This is a genomic window from Nostoc sp. CMAA1605 (assembly GCF_021596505.1).
GTDB lineage: Bacteria > Cyanobacteriota > Cyanobacteriia > Cyanobacteriales > Nostocaceae > Trichormus.
The window spans coordinates 43,303-62,685 of sequence record NZ_PJIZ01000027.1 but is presented as its reverse complement, the minus strand read 5'-3'; the positions used below and the strand labels follow the sequence as shown (position 1 = coordinate 62,685).

Sequence of the window (19,383 nt, the reverse complement as noted above, 5' to 3'; positions counted from 1 at the left end):
ATTTCGGGAAAATGCAGTTAGAGCAGTATTATTAAATCATCCCTATCCGGCGCGTAATCCTAACCAAAATATCGCGGATTTTAAAGCACAAATCGCTGCGAATAAACGGGGAGTACAAGAACTGTCTAAGATGGTGTCACAATATGGATTAGGAACAGTTCAAGATTATATGAAATTTGTGCAAGACAATGCCGAAGAAGCGGTGAGAAAGGCGATTGATGTTCTCAAAGATGGCTCGTTTGTTTATGAAATGGATAGTGGCGCGAAAATTCAGGTGCAGGTGACAATTAATCGAGAAAACCGCAGTGCTGAAATTGATTTTACTGGTACATCACCACAATTAAATAGTAACTTTAATGCACCTAAAGCCGTTACTCAAGCCGCAGTTTTATATGTCTTTCGGACTTTAGTTAATGATAGTATCCCTCTGAATGCTGGGTGTCTGAAACCTTTAGAAATTATTGTTCCTGAAGGTTGTATGTTGAATCCTACTTATCCAGCAGCTGTAGTTGCAGGTAATGTGGAAACTTCTCAAACTGTGGTTGATGCTTTATACGGTGCGTTGGGGGGTGATGGCTGCTTCTCAAGGGACAATGAATAATTTTACTTTTGGTAATACTCGCTATCAATATTATGAAACTATCTGCGGTGGTTCTGGTGCGGGAACTAATTTTCATGGTACGGATGCAGTGCAAACTCACATGACGAATTCCCGCTTGACTGATCCAGAAGTTTTAGAAACTCGCTACCCTGTACTATTAGAAAGCTTTAGTCTCCGTCCTGATAGTGGTGGTAAAGGACAATATTCAGGCGGAAACGGGGTAATTCGTCGCCTGCGCTTCCTCGAACCGATGACGGCTAACATTCTTTCTGGACATCGTGTTGTACCTCCCTTTGGATTAAATGGAGGTGAAGCGGGACAAGTAGGATACAACTGGGTAGAACGTGCAGATGGCGTAAAAGAGGATTTAGATAGCACCGCTACAGTAGAAATGAATCCTGGGGATGTATTTACGATCGCCACTCCAGGAGGGGGAGGATTTGGGAACTCATAACTAATAAAAATTGTGGCGAATATAGCTATATGTATGACTATTCCTGCTAAATTGATTGTTTAATCGCAATTGCGTATCGTCTCCCTGTTAATGACAAATAAAAATCCCTCAAACTCATGCTTAGTGTAACTCACACCCAAAATAGATGAATGCTGACTCTTTCTTTTTACAGGGAATCTGCCAAAATTTGTTGAATTATCAAGGAGCGATCGCAGGTTACAATCAATCCTCAACACCTCAACCAGACTATGCTATAGCTTACTTGCAGCAAGGAATGACTCTGTGTAATGAACTCCAAGATTATCAAGCAGCGATCGCAGATTTAAATCGCGCCATTAAAGTAAATCCTGAATTAGCTGAAGCTTATTATTATCGAGGATTTGCGCGTTACTGTTTGGCTGATTATGCAGGTGCGATCGCCGATTATCATCAAGTATTGCAGATTAACTCCACGATTACCGGCGCATATTACTATCGCGCTCAAGCTTACTTTGCTTTGGGAGAATATAAACAAGCGATCGCTGATTATATCCACACGATAGAAGTCAATCCAGAACTAGCTACTGATATTCATATAGATATTGCCCATGCTTATTATAGTCGGGGTGTGGCTTTAGCAGCACAAGGAAATTATCAAGAAGCCATATCAACTTTTCAAACAGCTTTGCAATGGCATCCCTATTTGGCGGCAGTGTATAGCAGTCGTGGTAATGTTTACTATGAGTTAGGGGAATATCGTCAAGCGATCGCTGATCATGAAAGGACTATTCAGCTTGACCCCAATCTAGTAGAAGCTTATCAAAATCGGGGTAATGCCTACTACGCTCTAGGAGATTATGACGCAGCAATTGCTGACTATAACCGCACACTAGAACTTGACCCGAATTTTGCCACAGCATACTACAATCGCGGTGTGATTCACTCTCGTCTGCAAGCATATGATTTAGCTTTACAAGACTTAAACCAAGCGATTCGTTTAAATCCAGACGACGCACAAGCCTACACCGAACGCGGTTTAATTCGAGAAGTAGAGGAAAACTATCAAGGTGCAATTGCTGACTATAGCCAAGCATTACAACTTGACCCGACATTAGCTTTAGTATATGGTTTTCGCGCCAATATTCGCCGCCAAGTCGGAGATTATTCTGGCGCGCTGGCTGATAGTGAGCAATTAGTTGCATTATGTCCTAACTTCGCTGCCGGATATTGCGATCGCGCCACAATTCGCCGCCATTTAGGAGATTATCAAGGTGCAATTGCTGACTACAATCAAGCTTTACAACTTGATGCCGAATTAATCGAAGCATACTACGGCAGGGCAATTGTCTATGAAACTTTACAGGATTTTTTAGGAGCGATCGCCGATAATACCCAGGTGATTAAATTTGCACCAGATTTTGCCCCATCCTATTGTAATCGTGGTAATGCTCGCCGCCAATTGGGAGATCATCGTGGTGCGTTAGCTGACTATAACCAAGCTTTAGCTATTAATCCACGACTGCTAGAAGCCTATTATAACCGAGCTATTTGGCACTATGAAAAACAAGATTATCAAGGGGCGATCGTTGATTACACCAAAGCCATAGAAATTAATCCCGATTCGGCTCTACTCTATAGCCAACGTGCTAATGCTTTCTATGCGCTTCAGGATTATTACCATGCTATCAGTGATTATAGCCAAGCCATCAATCTTGATCCCTATGAAACTGAAGACTGGTACAATCGAGGTCGCAGCTATACTCAACTACAAAATTATCCCGCCGCATTAGCAGATTTAAACGAAGCCTTAGAACATCAACCTTACTCTGCTCCAGCATATCTTTTACGGGCTGAAGTGCGCCAGAAATTAGGAGACAAAGAAGGCGCAATTAGAGATTCAGAGAAGTATGCTAACCTGCATCACCCAATCTAGGGAGTTTGTACAGAGGACTTCTTTTCTCAACAACTGTACCAGTAGTTGCAAATAAAACTAACTAATCAAATTTGGTGTAATTCTATGGGATAATATGTTTTTGTTTGGTTCAATTTTATTGATCGTTTCATGCTCCTGCTTAGTTGACAAGGGTATGTTGCCCACACTTTGTTCTGGCTGACTCATTCTTCATCACAGGTTACAGAAATGCTCTAACACTTGAGTAATGGAATAGTCTGTGAATCTGTTGCGTTCATAGTTTATGTGTTTGACTTTTTGCTTCGACTTAAATCGTAGCTATTTTTTCATTCCTTGCATAAACTCTCTTCTAGCCTCAATAATCGAAGGCATGACAATACATTTTGCTAGTAATTCTATATCTAAATCTGGCAATAATTCACTTTGACTAATTTGCTCATAGTTATCATTTCTGAGATGGAATAGTAAAAACTGATTATTTTCCCAGAACCACACTTCAGTAATATTAAATCGTTTGTATTTCTCCAGTTTGTCAATACTGCCACTGGTGATATTAACTTCAATTGCTAAATCTGGATTTTCTTTTTTTTCTCCTATGTAATAGGATTCGTCTGGTTCAAAGGATGCACTTTTTTCTTTGGCGCGACGAGTAGCACTACCTACTGGGATAAAGTTTATACCTTTTTCAAAAAAGTATAATGCTAATAATATCCCAATCACGCTTTTAATCATTTCGTGTTGTTCACCAAGTGTCATAAATTCAATGCACCCATCAAAATAAGTTATCCGCAACCCTGCTGCATCTGCGGTTAAGTTTTCTATAGTCTCGAATTCTTCCCAGGTGTAATAACCAGGTAGGAGAAATCGCTGTTCTGGAGTTGAGGTATTTTTATCTAAGGCTTGGAGAGTCATAGTTAAATGATGGTTATGACTTTATTTTGATTATAGGGCTTGTGAGGGATAGTCGTGGGGATGGTGTGGTTTTGATGGCGATCGCAACTATTCTATAAATATAAAATTAGCAATGATTTATTCAGATAAATCATTATATGTCTTATTTATCTTATCAAGAATTATATATTCATAATTTTGATATCCTTGTTGTCTAGTGATGGCTAATGCTAGTTGGTAATATTCAAGAGCTTTGGATTTTTGTTTCAGTATAATAAATAATTCAGCAATCTTTTCAATATTTTTAACTTGACTCAAGTAATTTCCTAACTGCTGACGAATCATTAAGGAGTTTTGATAGTATTCTAATGCTTGTTCATATTGATGCAAATGTCTATATATTGAGCCTAAAATATCCAGAGTATCACTTTCACTAAGTCTGTCTCCAATTTTTTGGCTAATGATTAGAGCTTCTTTAAGACATTCATTAGCTTTTGAATATTTTTCTAAATTAGAATAGAGATTGCCCATCAAATAAAGAGTTTCTGCTTGACCGGGAATAACCCCTATTTTTCTTCGTAGAGCTAAGGCAAGTTCATAGTAAGTTAATGCTTTTTCAAATTCTTCTAAACCAGAATAAAGCAGCCCTAAATTACTTAAAATAGTAGCTTCTGTATCACGAACACCAGCTTTACTAGCGATCACTAATGCTTCTTGATAGTATTCTAATGCTGCTGAATATTCACCATAACGATAGTATATATGAGCTATATTATTAAGAGTCGTAGCTTGACTAGTCAGTTCACCCAATTCTTGCTGTAAATTTAAAGCTTCTTTATAGTATTGAATTGCTTTAGGGTAGTCTTCTAAAAAAGAATAAACTGCTCCAATATTATTTAAAGTAGTACCTTCACATTCTCTTGTCCCTATTTTTCGACTGATTGATAAAGCTTGATGGTAATAATTTAATGCCTCATTATATTTTCCTGTCTGGTCATAAACACCTCCAAAATTATGGAGCGTGGTGGCTTCATGAGCGCGGTCGCCTATTTTTTTAGCCATTTTTAAAGCTTTAGTATAGTATTCTAATGCTTCCGAATATTGCCCTAGATTACGATAGATAACACCAATATTATTCAGAGAAGAAACTTGACCTGATAAATTATTGTTTTCTATTTCAATAGCAAGACATTGTTGATGTAGTTCTATTGCTTTCGTATACTGACTTAAGCTGCTGTAAACTGAACCTAAATTATTAAGAGTAGCAGCCTCACCATTACGATTGCTTTTATCTTGATAAATTTTAAGTGCTTCTTGATATTTTTGTAATGCGTTTTGTAGTTCTCCAAGTCTTTCATCAATTAAGCCAATATTATTTAGAGTATTAGCTTCATTAGAAGAATCTCCTATTTCTCTACTAATTATTAAAGACTGATTATAATATCGTAGTGCTTTAGAATATTGTCCTAGTAAATAATATACCGTGCCAATACCACAAAGTGTTTTACCTTCCATTTTACGATCCATGATTTCTAGATGAATAGACATCGCTTTTTCATAGATTTCTAAAGCTTTTGAATATTCACCTAGACCACGATATGCACTCCCAATATTGTGAAGAGTAGTACCTTCATGTTTCAAGTCGTGATTTTTTTGAAAATAATATAGAGCATCAATATATTGTGTTAGAGCATCATGATAACGCCCTTGATTGTACAAACTAAGTCCAAGATTAGAATGTATTACTCCATCTGCTTGATATTGTTGTTGTATTAAAAACTTAACTAATCGATGAATGGCTTTTATGGGTTTAAGTAAAAGTGAAGCTAGCACACGTAGGTAAGATAGCACTATAACCTCGAAAATTTAGCTTTTGAACTTAAACTTATTCTTCCCAATTAAAAACATAAAAAATTATTTGTTTTCCAAAATCAACTAATTTTTATTGTAAAAACCGCAAGCACACGCAAAAACGCTAATTTATCTGCGTTCATCTGCGTGCATCTGCGGTTAATTTTTATTGTTAAAACACAGCTTAATGCACCAATTCAATAGCCCGCTTCGTCAACGCCTCAGCAGTCAAACCATTAAACGCCATCAACTCACCAGCACTAGCCGTAGTTTCCCCACGCTTCCAAGCAAAAGTATCGCGCTTGCTGTTACTCCGCAACATGATGGGTTCTAACATCGAAGCTACACCACCAGTTACACCAATTAACGCATCACCATCAAATAATTCAGCGAATTTTGCATCATCAATGAAACCGCCATCAGGTTCAGAACAGGTATCCCACGCTACATCATGAGGACGATATAAACGCCGGGGATTAATTACAGAAACTATCTTCACACCGATACCTTCAGTTTCTAAGAAAGCGGCGGCTTCAAATACGGGAATTAATGTCATATCGCCAATGACAGCAAAGACAACTTGCTTACCACCAGGAATTTCATGCAATACTACTGCACCATCTTCTAAACCTTGGCGAGTTTGTGCAAAGGTAGTGCGAATTGGTAAGGGTGATTTACTGGCGGTGATGACAATTCCTTTATTCTTGGTTGTCAACGCCCAGTCATAACAAACTTGGGTACTGTTAGCATCGGGGGGAAATACGGGAAAGACATTACCGTTCCGCATCATGGATGCAAAGTAAGCTTCAATTTCAGGACGTTGGTGTGTCCAGCCGTTGCGTCCTTGTTCTAGTGCGCCTGCTGTGAATAAGGTAATTGTCGACGGTGTTTGACGGCGTAATTCTGCCATTGCTTGGGTGACGGTTTGCCAAATGGGTAAACCGTTGATGGCGAAAGATTCGTAGGAACACCAGAGGGTTCTTGCACCCATCAAAGATAAACCAGCCGCTAACCCGGCACAAGCATCTTCACTTAAGGGTTCGTAAACTTGCCCGTTGGGGGCTTGGTTATATAATTCGTCGGTGGTGGGGTGGATAATCTTTAAGGCTTGGTTGATGTTACCTATACCTGATGCTTCGTTACCGTCGGCATTGGTGACGAGGAAATTTTGGTCTTTTTGTCCGACTATACCGACTAGTCGTCCCATTGCGGTGGTTGAAACTTTGGGTTCGCCGCCGACTGCGTATTCTTCTAATGGTAATGTGCCTAAATCTGGCAATGGTAACTCAAATTCTGTCACCACTGTTTTAGCGGCGGGGCCACCTCCGGCGCGTTCGGCGTTGGTTCTGACGATTTGCCAAGCTTCTGGGGATAATGCACGGGTTTGCAGTGCGCTGACAATGTGGGGTGCGTCTAAGGTATCTTTCGGATAGAGGTTGTGTGATTTCGCACCTTTGGCGTGAACCCCTGCGCCTTTGAGTTGTTTGATAATAAAGACTGTGAGTTTCCCACCAAGGGCGGAACGGGCGGCTTTATCTACAGCTACAAGTACGGCTTTGGTAAAGGCAAGGCGTTGCTCAAAGGAAAAGGCGGTACTATCTACATAGTCTCCTGGTTGGTTTTGGTCATCAAATTCTTTGGCATCAACTAAAATGACTTCCTCAAAACCGTTACCTTGCCAATATGCTGTCATCTGTGCGTTAGTTTTTAAGGAAACCATGCTGTGATGTTCTTGGCTGTAACCGTTCCATACCAACACGGGTAAGAAGTTGGTGACGCTGGGATAGGCGGTGTTAAAGTGCGCCATTGCACTCATGATGTAGGGTTCACCTAGTCCACCGTCGCCGAGGGTGAAGGGGAAAAGTTTGTCACGGTGGAGGAGTGCAGCCGCCATTGCAAAGTGCTGTCCTTGTCCCAAAGGCCCGGCGGGGGCGAGAATGCCAGGGATGTAACCGGAAAGGTGTCCTAAAAGTCCATGCTTTTCACGGAAGCGATCGCGCAATTGTTGTACTGTAGAAATGCCCATGTCCTCTAAGGAACGGTCGAGGAACATGGCACTATAAAACCCCGGTGCGTGATGTCCGACTTCAGTAATAATATTTTTATACCCCAGCATGACCAAAGCTGCGTAAGCTTCCGCTTGGCTAGCAAACCCGCCTGGGTGTCCAGATGCCTTACTACCAGTGATTTGTAGAGTTAAATAGCGCAGAGCATCAGCAGCAAGCAAAGTTTGATACACAGCTTGAGTGTTTGTAGGATCTGCGATCGCTACTTGTCCTGATTCTATTGCAGGTGTGGCACCATAAGTTTCAAAATCTGGTGGCACTTCCCCAAAATATTGAATCCCTTCACAAAAATCAGGGAGTGCCGAAGAAGCCTTTGGTGTGATTGCAGTCATGCTGAGTACCTTGTAAGAATGACGAGTAAATATAGATGCTCGTTGAATTTAACAAGAATTTTACATCTTTAGGGATGTGAAGAATTATCAGTGTTTTGTGATGTTGGAGATAAGTAGTTTAAATGGCAGGGTTTGGGGGTGTAGGGGTGTGGGGGAGACAAGGTAGACAAGGTAGACAAGGGAGATTTTTAACCCAATGCCCCATACCCAATGCCCCATGCCCAACGCCCAATGCCCAATAATTTACGTAAAAATAACTATATCCATACACAAAAATTTTTATGCAGCTACCAAAAATCCCTGATACTCCAGTCGTTCTACAACTGCTGAATTGGATCTTTCGTCCTATGGCTTACATGGAGGAATGTCGTCAACGCTACGGTGATATTTTTGCTCTGAAATTGCAAAAAAACTCTCCTCCCTTGGTTTTTGTTAACCACCCCAATGACCTAGAGCAAATTTTGAGTCATGATACTAAAGAATTAGAAGCCCCAGGGGATTTAAATGATTTATTTGAGGGTTTGCTGGGTAAACGTTCTGTCATTACTCTCTCTGGTACAGAACACCAACGCCAACGGCAATTACTCATGCCTCCTTTGCATGGCGAAAGAATGCGCCACTATAGTCAAATAATTAATGATATTACTGCTAAAGTCATCAGCCAATATGCGATCGCACAACCTTTGAATATTCGTACTGTCAGCCAAGAAATTACCCTGCGCGTGATTATGCAGGCTGTGTTTGGTTTAGATGAAGGAGTGCGCGCCGGAAAACTACAACAGCTTTTAGGGGAAATTTTAGAAAATGGTAGTTCTGTTTGGCTGATAACTTTGCTATATTTCCCAGCACTGCAACGAGATTTTGGGCCGATTAAAATCTGGGGAAGACAAGGACAACTCCAGGAAGCAGCCGACCAACTCATCTATGATGAAATTCAAGAACGGCGGGAACATCCAGACGCATCACGGACAGATATTCTTAGCTTACTCATGGATGCTAAGGATGCAGAAGGGCAACCCATGACTGATGTAGAATTGCGGGATGAACTGATAACGTTGTTAACCGCAGGTCACGAAACTACAGCCACCGCTATAGCCTGGGCAATGTACTGGATTCATAAATTACCACAGGTTAAGGAAAAACTTTTACAAGAATTAGATAGTTTAGGCGATAATCCCGACCCCAGCACAATTTACAAGTTACCTTATTTGAGTGCTGTGTGTGCGGAAACTTTACGAATTTATCCAGTGGGGATGCTGACTTTTGCCAGAAGGGTGAAAACACCTATAACTTTGGGAGGTTGTGAACTTGCGCCGGGAACACCAATTGTAGGTTCAATTTACCTAACCCACCAACGGGAAGATTTATATCCACAACCGAAGCAGTTTAAACCGGAACGCTTTTTAGAAAGACAGTTTTCTCCCTATGAATACTTACCCTTTGGTGGAGGTGCAAGACGCTGTATTGGTTTAGCCTTTGCCCAATGGGAAATGAAACTGGCGATCGCTAAAATTTTAACCATGAGAGAATTAGAGCTAGTTAACAATAGAGAAGTTAAACCCCAACGTCGCGGTTTAGTTACCGGGCCAGACCATCCTATCCAAATGGTGATTAAAAGTCAGCGTCAAATCAATAGGACTGACGCAGTGAGACGAAAAATTAAGGGTTTGGGCGAGGGTATAGGGGTATAGGGGTGTGGGGGTGTAGTCCTTCAAAACCCTTACACCCCTGCACCCTCATACCCTTACACCCTTCTGAACAATTACTGGCTAACAGGAACACTAGAAAAACTACGTTTGAGCATGAACACAGCTAACACAATACCTAAAACTGCCAGTGCTGTAGTAGGGTAGAAAAACACTGTGTAACTGCCGAATATATCTCTAATTCTGCCAGCTAGCAAAGTTCCGCCTAAAGCACCTGCACCATAGGCTGTGAAAACCAGACCGTAATTTTTAGCATAGTCTGCTGGTGAAAATAAGATTAAGGTAGTTGTAGGGGCGATCGCTAACCATCCACCAAAAGAAAAGTAAAATAGGGAAAATGCCACTAAATAGGTAGCTACAGCACCCTGACCAGCTTTCACCATCATTAGCGATGCAATTAATACTAAGGTAAAGGAAACAATAGCCCCCAACTTAGGACTAAAACGGTCAGTCAGCCAACCAAAAAACAAACGTCCTAAAGCATTAAACACTGCAAATAAAGAGACTGTACTAGCTGCTGTTGTTGCATCTAGTTTAATAATTTCCTGGGCTAAGGGGCTAGAAATGCCAATTGCTGCTAGTCCTGAAAATGTGCCGATGGTATAGCACAGCCACAACCCATAAAATGCTGGTGTTTGCAGTATGGTATCGGAAGTTGTCAAAGGCGTATTGCTTTGGCCTGAGAACCCAGGATTCCAACCTGCTGGTTGCCAGTCTTCTGGAGGTGTCTTCAACAAAGTTGCGATCGCTAGAATAATAGCTGTAAAACTTACACCTAAAATTAGAAAAGTTTGTCGCACTCCAAAGCTATCAATCAGTGATTTCGCCAACGGTGCTGTAATTAATGGAGACAGACCAAAACCAATGACAGTTAAACCAACAGCAATACCTTTTTTATCAGGAAACCATTTAGCAATTACCGCTAACGGTACGCCATAAACTATACCCACACCCACACCTGCTATCACGCCGTAGGTGAAAGTTAGCACTTGGAAATTACCATTTAGTCCTGATAAAATATAACCAAGTCCCATAATTACACCACCAACTGCGGTGATCATCCGAGTCCCAAAACGCTTGATGTAAAAGCCTGTAATTGGCATTAGTACAGCAAACATCATTAACAAAACTGTAAAAGGTAATAGACTTTCTGTAGCATTAATGTTCAGTAACTTTTCTAGAGGTTTTCTAAAAATACTCCACGAATAAACAGTACCAAGGCAGAGTAAAACAGTTGCACCAAGAGGGATCAGCAACCATCTACCTTTTTCTGCCGGCAAACCAAAAAGCTGCATATCTGCATCTATCCTCAGAAATAAGTAATTTTTCTATCAGTATCTCACTTTTTTGGACTGTGAATATTTGATTAATACAAGATTGGGGGAATTCCAGAAATGAAATTATTCAATGCAGCATTGTCATGAGTTTGACATGGTTGAATATTGTCACAATTAAATATTACAAATATGCGACAGTTGGCAAATATCTTGTATTTCACGAATATGCAAACTGCTGTAATTGACAACTAGCACTAAAAAACTGTGGCGACTTGATTGCGACTTTTGGTTAATTTCTGCACTAACAATCCTCCTATAAGATTTTTTAGCCACGTCAAAAATTATGATTTATGACGCACCCATTTCTATAAGGGTCTACCGCACTGCGATCGCCATCAAAATACAGGTATAAACTATTAACATCCGAAGTTAAAATCCCCTTTCTATTGCGAGATATATACCATGTTATAGATTCGCTAATAGATACTTAGAGTTTATGGTAAATAATCATAAGTAAAAAATATGTATTCATGTCAGACCAAAAAAGTTTAGACAAGCAAATCATCTCTCAAGTAGCTGAAACAAGTATCGCTAATCAACTAGAAGCAGCAGAACAAATTGATATCTATGTAGAAACTGATATCTTAAAAATTGTGCAAGGACAAGCAGATGGTGTGACATTTGCTGGACAAGGATTAGTCACAAAAGAAAATATCCGTCTTCAAGAAATTAAACTGCAAACAGATAATATAGATATTAATCCCTTTGGAGCTATTTTTGGTCAGATACAACTGAACAAGCCAGTAAATCTCATGGCTCGTGTAACCCTGACTGAAGCCGATCTCAATCAGGCACTGAATTCACAATTTTCTCGAAAATTAGTGCAGAAGTTTCAGGTGAGTGTGGATGGTAAAGTTGTAGATTTCGATTTACAAAAAATGCAAATATCCCTACACAGTCAAAATCACATTGAATTACAAGGAAAAGTGCAATTTACAGAAAATAACCATAATCGCTCATTAGGTTTTACCGTAATGCTAAGACCCCGAACTCACTCCCATCCCATCATATTAGAAAGTTTTAACTGTACTCAAGGAGAAGGGATTTCTCTCGACCTAATTGTATCTTTAATGCAGAAATTTCAAGAACTAACAAATCTGCCTTATTTTCAATTAGAAGATATTAATTTAAGTATTAAAAATATGGAAATACAACAAGGAAAAATAATTCTTCTAATAGAAGCCAATGTTAATAAAATACCTGACTCGGTGACACAATTACTAGATTAAGTATATCATTCATTACAATTCCTAGTGAAATTAAATTATTAACTAATTCTCAAGGTTGTAATTTCTCCTAACACTTTGTAATATTATCAAGCCACCTTATTCTAAAATTAAACATATGCAAGAGTATGATGTAGTTATTATCGGTGCAGGTCACAACGGGCTAGTTTGTGCAGCTTATTTGCTCAAAGCAGGCTATAGTGTTCTACTCCTAGAAAAACGCCCTGTCCCTGGTGGTGCAGCTACCACAGAAGAATGTTTACCCAAAGCAGCCCCCGGTTTTAAATTTAACCTCTGTGCAATTGACCATGAATTTATTCATTTGGGGCCAGTGGTTGAAGAATTAGAATTAACAAAATATGGCTTAGAATATCTAGAATGTGACCCAGTAGTTTTTTGCCCCCATCCTGACGGTAAATATTTTCTCGCCCATAAATCTCTAGAAAAAACCTGTGCTGAAATTGCCCGTTATAGTGAACGCGATGCCAAAAAGTACGCCGAATTTACCGACTATTGGCAACGGGCAATTGGTGCAATGATTCCTATGTTTAATGCACCGCCAAAATCCATCATCGATATTGCTGGTAACTACGACATTACTAAGTTAAAAGATTTATTTTCTGTCATTGGTTCACCAAACAAAACACTGGATTTTGTACGTAATATGATGACCAGTGCAGAAGATTTATTAAATGAGTGGTTTGATTCTGAATTTCTCAAAGCACCCCTTGCTAGACTTGCCTCTGAATTAGGTGCGCCGCCATCCCAAAAAACTTTAGCTATTGGGGCAATTATGATGGCAATGCGTCACAACCCCGGTATGGCTAGACCAAGGGGCGGTACAGGCGCACTAGTCAAAGCTTTAGTGAATTTAGTTACGGCTAAAGGTGGTGTCATTCTCACAGATCAACAGGTAGAAAAACTATTAATTGATAATGGTAAGGCTGTTGGTGTTCGGGTAGCCGGTGGGACAGAATACCGTGCTAAATATGGAGTGATTTCTAATATTGATGCCAAGCGGTTATTTTTACAAATGACCGATAAGAGTGATGTTGATGCAGCCGACCCAGATTTGTGGGAAAGATTAGAACGTCGCATTGTCAACAATAATGAAACTATCCTCAAAATTGATTTGGCTTTAGACGAACCCCTGCGCTTTCCTTATCATGCCCACAAAGACGAATATTTAGTTGGGTCTATCTTAATTGCAGATTCCGTTGCCCATGTGGAACAAGCCCATAGTAAATGTACCTTGGGAGAAATTCCTGATACTGACCCGTCTATGTATGTGGTAATGCCGAGTTTCCTTGATCCCACCCTCGCACCTCCAGGAAAACATACTGTGTGGATTGAATTTTTTGCCCCTTATCAAATTGCAGGCGCAGAAGGTATGGGTTTAAAAGGGACTGGCTGGACTGATGAATTAAAAAACCAAGTTGCAGATAAAGTTGTGGAGAAATTAGCAACTTATGCGCCTAACGTCAAAACCGCAACTATCGCCCGTCGTGTAGAAAGTCCCGCAGAATTAGGTGAGAGATTAGGTGCGTACAAAGGTAATTATTACCATATTGATATGACATTAGATCAAATGGTGTTTTTCCGTCCTCTGCCAGAAATTGCTAATTACAAAACCCCCATTGAGAATCTCTTTTTAACTGGTGCAGGTACACATCCCGGTGGTTCAATTTCAGGAATGCCAGGACGTAATTGTGCGCGGGTATTTTTGCAGACTAAGCACCCCATCACCCAGACTTTAAAGGATGCTAGGGACTCAATTAAATCTACAGTCGGTTCGGTGTTTGGTATTAGTTAGAAATTAGATATTTTCGTGCTTTTGCCCTACCATAGCAAAGGCGCGAACTTCTCAAATTAAAGGTTTGTAGTGAGAACTTTAGTTCTCAAAAAGGACTAAAGTCCTTACTACAAACTAAGATTGGTACTATACCAATTATCCAAAATTAAGCAACAGCCGCACAGCTTGAAACCAAGATGGTATCTGACTTGCTTAATTGCGAATTACGAATTACGAATTGCGAATTGCGAATTGCGAATTGCGAATTGCGAATTGCTATCAGGTATCATCTGATTGCCGTTCTTGATAATCTTCGGCAGAGGTAGGATTTAATTCCCAGCGTGCATCGTCACGGCGTTCTAAAATGTCTTGAGTGTGAAGTAGTTCGTTATCATCCATTGCTAAACCCACAGCCGCTTCTATGTCTTCCGTCACATTTTGGTCAGGAGTGGGTGCAGTTCCGCCAACAGCTTCTTCGCCTACAGAGTCAGCATCTTGCCAATAAGCATCAACATCACCACCAGTTAATTCGGGACTGGTTTGTGTATATTCTCGTCTTCTTTCTTGCAGAATTCTGCCACCAATATTGTAACCGGGGATATCCTTCACACCTGTACCATAGGATTCGGTGACTACTTGTGGTAAATCATCAGATTTAACTTCGTGATTTTGATTATTTTCTGTCATAAAACTAGCCCTTACAATATCATTACCATAACTATTTTTAGCTGCTTAGTTGTACTACATAAGATGTACAACTTCAGAGATAAATTAATCTATTTCCTAAGAGCGAAGTAAATCTAGACATTACAGTCTAATCTGAAAAGTATGAAATCTAAGGTCAAGCCACTTGTAGTTGAATCTGGTAGTTATGAGTGAGGAGTTCTCAACCCACGTCAAACCTAGATGAAAAATTCCTACTCATAACTATTTTTCTTAAGGTAACGGAAAGAAGCAAATTTTTGACCTAATCTATTAAATTTACTGTTAAGGATTGCTGATTTTCCGTTAGCCATTCTGAAGTCAAGAAGTTTTTAAATATCAATATAAATGCTGAAAGATAAAATCCTTTCCTAAACAATGCCTAAAATCTCTGGATAACGGAGGAAGCAATGGACTATAACGAGTTTATTACTCATGTACAAAGCTTGGCTCAATCTAACTCCCGTGAAGAGGCAGAACGTGCTACCTGTGCGACTCTAGAAACTATAAAAGAACGCATTTCTGGAGATGAAGCTCAAGATTTATCTGCTCAATTACCACAAGAATTAAGTCAGTGTTTACAAGGTCGGGAAGGAGAGCCAAACCAAAGCTTTAATTTACAAGATTTTATTGTGCGTGTTAGTCAAAAAGAAAATCTAGAACCAACAACAACTGCAATTCATGTGCGTGCAGTTTTTGCAGTGTTGCAAAATGCTGTTACACCACAAGGATTTGCTAAATTACATCGGCATTTTTCTCACGACTATGAGGAAATGTTTGGGACACCTCCAACTAGTGAAGTTCCCGCTTAGACAATTCACCATTCAAAATTATTAGTCAGGAAATTATATGACCGACCACAACAATCATTCTGTTAAGAAAAAAGTAGCGATTCTCATTGAACAAGCAGTAGAAGACGTAGAATTCATTATTCCTTGCAACGGGCTAAAACAAGCTGGATTTGAGGTAGTTGTCCTGGGTGCGCGGATGAATGAAAAATATAAGGGCAAACGCGGTAAACTATCTGTGCAAGCTGATGCTACCACTACAGAGGCGATCGCATCAGAATTTGATGCTGTAGTTATTCCCGGTGGGATGGCCCCCGATAAAATGCGCCGCAACCCCAATACAGTCAGCTTTGTCCGAGAAGCAATGCAGCAAGGAAAGCTAGTGGCTGCGGTTTGTCACGGGCCACAGATGTTAATTGAAGCTGATTTACTCCAAGGTAAGCGTGCTACAGGTTTTAGTGCGATTCGCAAGGATATGATTAACGCTGGTGCAAATTACGAAGATGAAGCACTGGTAGTTGACGGTAATTTAATTACATCCCGTGAACCCGGAGATTTACCCATTTTTACCACCGCAATTTTGAACCGTTTAGGTTATGGCGGTAAAGAAGCTGCATTACCAGATGTCAAAAACACCAGTGCGGACTGGTGGAAACTGGCTGATGCTTGGGGTGGTTCGACTAAAGCTGAAATCGTGCGTGGCTTAAATACAGCTTTGGCTGGAGAACGTTATTCACTAGAAGCATTACAAAGTTACACAGAAAAAGAATCAGATATACAAGCTAAAGCGTTGTTTCAAGACATGATTGTGAGTAAGCAACGCCACATCGAAAGAATAGAAACATATCTGCAAAGACTGGGCGAAAAACCATCTTTGAGTGCAAATATTGCCAATCAATATGCCAAAGTCAAATCAACCTTGACAGGTAGCGATGACATCTACCAGATACGCTGCGCCTTGGGTGATTTACAAACAGGTATTGGTGATATTGGTAACTTGTGTGCAATGTACACAGACCCAGTAGCAACCGCTATTTTTAAAGGAATTTACCAAGATTTAGTGCAGTATGAACAGCGATTAGTTAACCTATATCGCACACGCATAGCTGCGGAAATTAAGCCTCCTCAACCGACAACAGGCGCAGCTGTTTCAATTTAAGAGAATTGGGAGTAGAGATAAAACTCATGATCTACTCCCTAAATTTTTGAAATCTGGAGTAGAGTAACGTGACTTTAACATCAGGGGATAAACAGGCTGAAGCTAGTGATTTAGAACGTTGGGCTTCGCTTATTGGTGGTGGTGCGTTAGTTTTAATGGGTTTACGACAAGCCTCTTTGCGGGGAGTATTGACAGCTTTAGCTGGAAGTGGCTTGATTTACCAAGGTGCGACTAAACGCAGCACCATTCAACAAGCCCAAGAAGCCATCGGTTTGAACAAACCCATCAAAGTTGAAAAGACGGTGACAATTAACAAGCCAGCAGAGGAACTATACCGTTATTGGCACAACTTTGATAATTTACCCACATTCATGAAACATCTCAAATCTGTCAAAGTTTACAACGAGAAGAGGTCTCACTGGATAGCTAATGCACCCCTTGGTAATAGCATAGAATGGGATGCAGACATCTTAGAAGACCGAGAAAATGAGTTTATTTCCTGGGCTTCTGTAGAAGGCGCAGATGTAGAAAACTCCGGTTTTGTGCGTTTTCAAGCAGCACCAGGAAATCGAGGTACAGAAGTCAAAGTAGTTTTAGAATACAATCCCCCAGGCGGAACATTAACAGCCATTTTCGCCAAACTATTTGGTGAAGAACCAAAACAACAAATAGGCGACGAACTACGCCGTTTCAAAATGCTCATGGAAGCAGGTGAAATCGCCACCACAGAGGGACAGCCATCGGGGAGGAAATGAGGGTGCAGGGGTGCAGGGGTACAGGGGAGAAGAACTAATGACTAATGACTAATGACTAATGACTATTGACTAATAACTATGAAAGCTGTTTGTTGGTATGGTGCAAATGAAGTTCGGGTAGAGTCTGTCCCAGACCCGACAATACTCAATCCCCGTGATGCAATTATTAAAGTTACTTCTACGGCGATTTGTGGGTCAGATTTGCATATTTATGGTGGCTATATTCCCACAGTACAGCAAGGTGACATTATCGGTCACGAATTTATGGGGGAAGTTGTAGAAGTTGGTCAAGGAATTGAGAATTTAAAAATAGGCGATCGCGTCGTTGTTCCCTCTACCATTGGCTGTGGTAGATGCCATTATTGTCAGCATGATATGTGGTCATTGTGCGACAACTCTAACCCCAAAGGTTGGATAGAAGAAAAACTTTTTGGCAATGTGACCTCGGCTATTTATGGCTACTCTCATATGTTAGGGGGTTATGCAGGCGCGCAAGCTGAATATGTGCGCGTCCCTTTCGCTGATGTGGGTGTGGTGAAAGTCCCGCCAGATTTATCAGATGAAATGTTATTATTCATCTCCGATGCTATCCCTACCGGTTACATGGGTGCAGAATTTTGCGACATTCAACCAGGGGATACTGTCGCAGTTTGGGGTTGCGGTGCAGTCGGACAATTTGCCATGATTAGTGCTTATATGATGGGTGCAGAAAAAGTCATTGCTATTGACCGCTTTCCTGAACGCTTAGAAATGGCGAAAAAATACGCCAAAGCCGAAATTATTAATTACGAAGAAGTTAATGCAGGGGAAGCATTAAAAGAAATGACTGGCGGACGTGGCCCTGATGCTTGCATTGATGCGGTTGGTTTAGAAGCGCATGGTGTGGGAATAGAAGATTTCTATGACCAAACCAAACAAAAACTAAAACTAGAGACAGACCGTCCCCATGTATTACGAGAAATGATGGTGGCTTGTCGTAAAGGTGGGACTCTCTCCATCATGGGTGTCTATGGTGGATTTGTAGATAAAATACCTTTTGGTGCTGCTTTTAATAAAGGTCTTACCTTCAGAATGGGACAAATGCACGGACAAAAATATATGCACTTGTTACTGCAACTAGTATTAGATGGCAAACTTGATCCATCTTTTGTAGTTACCCATCAATTACCTCTAGAACAAGCACCCCATGCTTATAAAATTTTCCAGCAAAAACTAGATAACTGCGTCAAAGTTGTACTCAAACCTTGAAATTAGCCAGTAGTAGGTGAAAAATAATGTAATTACACCCAATTACATATTAATAAATCACACTTTAAAAAGATGTTTATTTACATCTCCTACATCAAAAATAGAGATGCACTGTAATTGAGGTTCTTTATGAATCGAGTAATTTCTTGGTTACAAAACTTCCTCCTACGTCAAGTTGTAATTGTTTGTTTAATTGGAGCCACTTTCTTTATAGGTCAGTGTTTTACATATAGCAGTGCCATGATTGCTCAGGCTGATGTAAAAACTCCAGAGGGTATCTATTACAAAGGCACACCAGATAGTCAAGGAATCGGCGATAATCAAGTGAGAAATGCCCAAGAAAAGCTCAAAGATACTGTTGAGAACGTGCGCGAGAAATTAAATTTAAACGAAGAAACACCCAGAGCCACAAAAGAATTTCAAGCTGATGTAAAAAGAAAAGCCAAGGAAGCAGTTGAGCCGATTACCAATCGTGACCGTGGTTATTATCAACAACCAGAATCTCAAAGAGAAATTAGAAGATAGTTCTAAATAGATTCTACAGAGACGCGATAAAATGCGTCTCTTAATTCAATTCCACGTTC

14 protein-coding genes and 1 pseudogene are annotated in these 19,383 nt (G+C 40.3%); 10 read left to right on the top strand and 5 right to left on the bottom strand.

Annotated elements, in window-relative coordinates:
• Nucleotides 1-1,055, top strand: a pseudogene (locus tag CV014_RS12125) (hydantoinase B/oxoprolinase family protein); the annotation flags it as partial.
• A 145-nt stretch (nucleotides 1,056-1,200) separates the two neighbouring features.
• A complete protein-coding gene (locus tag CV014_RS12120; protein ID WP_236142255.1) occupies nucleotides 1,201-2,967 on the top strand; it encodes a tetratricopeptide repeat protein in 1,767 nt (588 codons plus the stop codon).
• Nucleotides 2,968-3,264: 297 nt separating this feature from the next.
• Here CV014_RS12120 and CV014_RS12115 read toward each other — a convergent pair whose 3' ends face one another.
• The 3 genes from CV014_RS12115 to CV014_RS12105 all read right to left on the bottom strand — a co-directional run bounded on the left by CV014_RS12115 (nucleotide 3,265) and on the right by CV014_RS12105 (nucleotide 8,086).
• Nucleotides 3,265-3,858, bottom strand: a complete 594-nt coding sequence (locus CV014_RS12115; RefSeq protein ID WP_236142254.1) for a Uma2 family endonuclease — start codon at nucleotides 3,856-3,858, stop codon at nucleotides 3,265-3,267.
• A 117-nt stretch (nucleotides 3,859-3,975) separates the two neighbouring features.
• Nucleotides 3,976-5,670 (bottom strand): tetratricopeptide repeat protein, encoded by a 1,695-nt coding sequence (locus CV014_RS30385; RefSeq protein WP_236142253.1) that lies wholly within the window; start codon nucleotides 5,668-5,670, stop codon nucleotides 3,976-3,978.
• Nucleotides 5,671-5,872: 202 nt separating this feature from the next.
• Nucleotides 5,873-8,086: a phosphoketolase family protein gene (locus tag CV014_RS12105; RefSeq protein ID WP_236142252.1), complete on the bottom strand. Its 2,214-nt coding sequence runs from the start codon at nucleotides 8,084-8,086 to the stop codon at nucleotides 5,873-5,875.
• 281 nt (nucleotides 8,087-8,367) lie between these two features.
• Between CV014_RS12105 and CV014_RS12100 the strand changes: the two genes are divergently transcribed.
• On the top strand, nucleotides 8,368-9,777 hold the full coding sequence (locus CV014_RS12100; RefSeq protein ID WP_236142251.1) for a cytochrome P450: 1,410 nt from the start codon (nucleotides 8,368-8,370) through the stop codon (nucleotides 9,775-9,777).
• 71 nt (nucleotides 9,778-9,848) lie between these two features.
• On the opposite strand, the gene CV014_RS12095 is transcribed toward CV014_RS12100, so the two are convergent.
• Entirely contained in the window at nucleotides 9,849-11,087 is a 1,239-nt protein-coding gene (locus tag CV014_RS12095; RefSeq protein ID WP_236142250.1) for an L-lactate MFS transporter, read from the bottom strand.
• 512 nt (nucleotides 11,088-11,599) lie between these two features.
• Between CV014_RS12095 and CV014_RS12090 the strand changes: the two genes are divergently transcribed.
• Both CV014_RS12090 and crtO read left to right on the top strand, forming a co-directional pair.
• Complete coding sequence (locus CV014_RS12090; RefSeq protein ID WP_236142249.1) at nucleotides 11,600-12,358, top strand: LmeA family phospholipid-binding protein; 759 nt, start codon at nucleotides 11,600-11,602, stop codon at nucleotides 12,356-12,358.
• 85 nt (nucleotides 12,359-12,443) lie between these two features.
• Complete coding sequence (gene crtO / locus CV014_RS12085; protein WP_329608380.1) at nucleotides 12,444-14,168, top strand: beta-carotene ketolase CrtO; 1,725 nt, start codon at nucleotides 12,444-12,446, stop codon at nucleotides 14,166-14,168.
• Between the two features lie 258 nt (nucleotides 14,169-14,426).
• Here the strand turns inward: crtO and CV014_RS12080 are convergent, their stop codons facing one another.
• Nucleotides 14,427-14,834, bottom strand: a complete 408-nt coding sequence (locus CV014_RS12080; protein ID WP_236142247.1) for a DUF6335 family protein — start codon at nucleotides 14,832-14,834, stop codon at nucleotides 14,427-14,429.
• A 425-nt stretch (nucleotides 14,835-15,259) separates the two neighbouring features.
• On the opposite strand from CV014_RS12080, the gene CV014_RS12075 reads away from it, so the two are divergent.
• The 5 genes from CV014_RS12075 (at nucleotide 15,260) to CV014_RS12055 (ending at nucleotide 19,324) form a co-directional block, all read left to right on the top strand.
• Entirely contained in the window at nucleotides 15,260-15,661 is a 402-nt protein-coding gene (locus CV014_RS12075; RefSeq protein WP_236142246.1) for a DUF2267 domain-containing protein, read from the top strand.
• 37 nt (nucleotides 15,662-15,698) lie between these two features.
• Nucleotides 15,699-16,796 carry a DJ-1/PfpI/YhbO family deglycase/protease gene (locus CV014_RS12070; RefSeq protein WP_236142245.1) on the top strand — a complete coding sequence of 366 codons (1,098 nt, stop codon included), beginning with the start codon at nucleotides 15,699-15,701 and terminating at the stop codon, nucleotides 16,794-16,796.
• Nucleotides 16,797-16,864: 68 nt separating this feature from the next.
• Nucleotides 16,865-17,551, top strand: coding sequence for an SRPBCC family protein (locus CV014_RS12065; protein ID WP_236142244.1), 687 nt, complete (start codon nucleotides 16,865-16,867; stop codon nucleotides 17,549-17,551).
• A 78-nt stretch (nucleotides 17,552-17,629) separates the two neighbouring features.
• Nucleotides 17,630-18,799 carry a zinc-dependent alcohol dehydrogenase gene (locus CV014_RS12060; protein WP_236142243.1) on the top strand — a complete coding sequence of 390 codons (1,170 nt, stop codon included), beginning with the start codon at nucleotides 17,630-17,632 and terminating at the stop codon, nucleotides 18,797-18,799.
• 129 nt (nucleotides 18,800-18,928) lie between these two features.
• A complete protein-coding gene (locus CV014_RS12055; protein ID WP_236142242.1) occupies nucleotides 18,929-19,324 on the top strand; it encodes a hypothetical protein in 396 nt (131 codons plus the stop codon).
• Nucleotides 19,325-19,383 lie beyond the last annotated feature (59 nt).

Bases quoted from the DNA above. Each gene is read 5' to 3' on its own strand.
- CV014_RS12120 (WP_236142255.1), top strand. From the start codon at position 1,201: ATGAATGCTGACTCTTTCTTTTTACAGGGAATCTGCCAAAATTTGTTG.
- CV014_RS12115 (WP_236142254.1), bottom strand. From the start codon at position 3,858: ATGACTCTCCAAGCCTTAGATAAAAATACCTCAACTCCAGAACAGCGA.
- CV014_RS12105 (WP_236142252.1), bottom strand. From the start codon at position 8,086: ATGACTGCAATCACACCAAAGGCTTCTTCGGCACTCCCTGATTTTTGT.
- CV014_RS12100 (WP_236142251.1), top strand. From the start codon at position 8,368: ATGCAGCTACCAAAAATCCCTGATACTCCAGTCGTTCTACAACTGCTG.
- CV014_RS12095 (WP_236142250.1), bottom strand. From the start codon at position 11,087: ATGCAGCTTTTTGGTTTGCCGGCAGAAAAAGGTAGATGGTTGCTGATC.
- CV014_RS12090 (WP_236142249.1), top strand. From the start codon at position 11,600: ATGTCAGACCAAAAAAGTTTAGACAAGCAAATCATCTCTCAAGTAGCT.
- CV014_RS12080 (WP_236142247.1), bottom strand. From the start codon at position 14,834: ATGACAGAAAATAATCAAAATCACGAAGTTAAATCTGATGATTTACCA.
- CV014_RS12075 (WP_236142246.1), top strand. From the start codon at position 15,260: ATGGACTATAACGAGTTTATTACTCATGTACAAAGCTTGGCTCAATCT.
- CV014_RS12070 (WP_236142245.1), top strand. From the start codon at position 15,699: ATGACCGACCACAACAATCATTCTGTTAAGAAAAAAGTAGCGATTCTC.
- CV014_RS12060 (WP_236142243.1), top strand. From the start codon at position 17,630: ATGAAAGCTGTTTGTTGGTATGGTGCAAATGAAGTTCGGGTAGAGTCT.
- CV014_RS12055 (WP_236142242.1), top strand. From the start codon at position 18,929: ATGAATCGAGTAATTTCTTGGTTACAAAACTTCCTCCTACGTCAAGTT.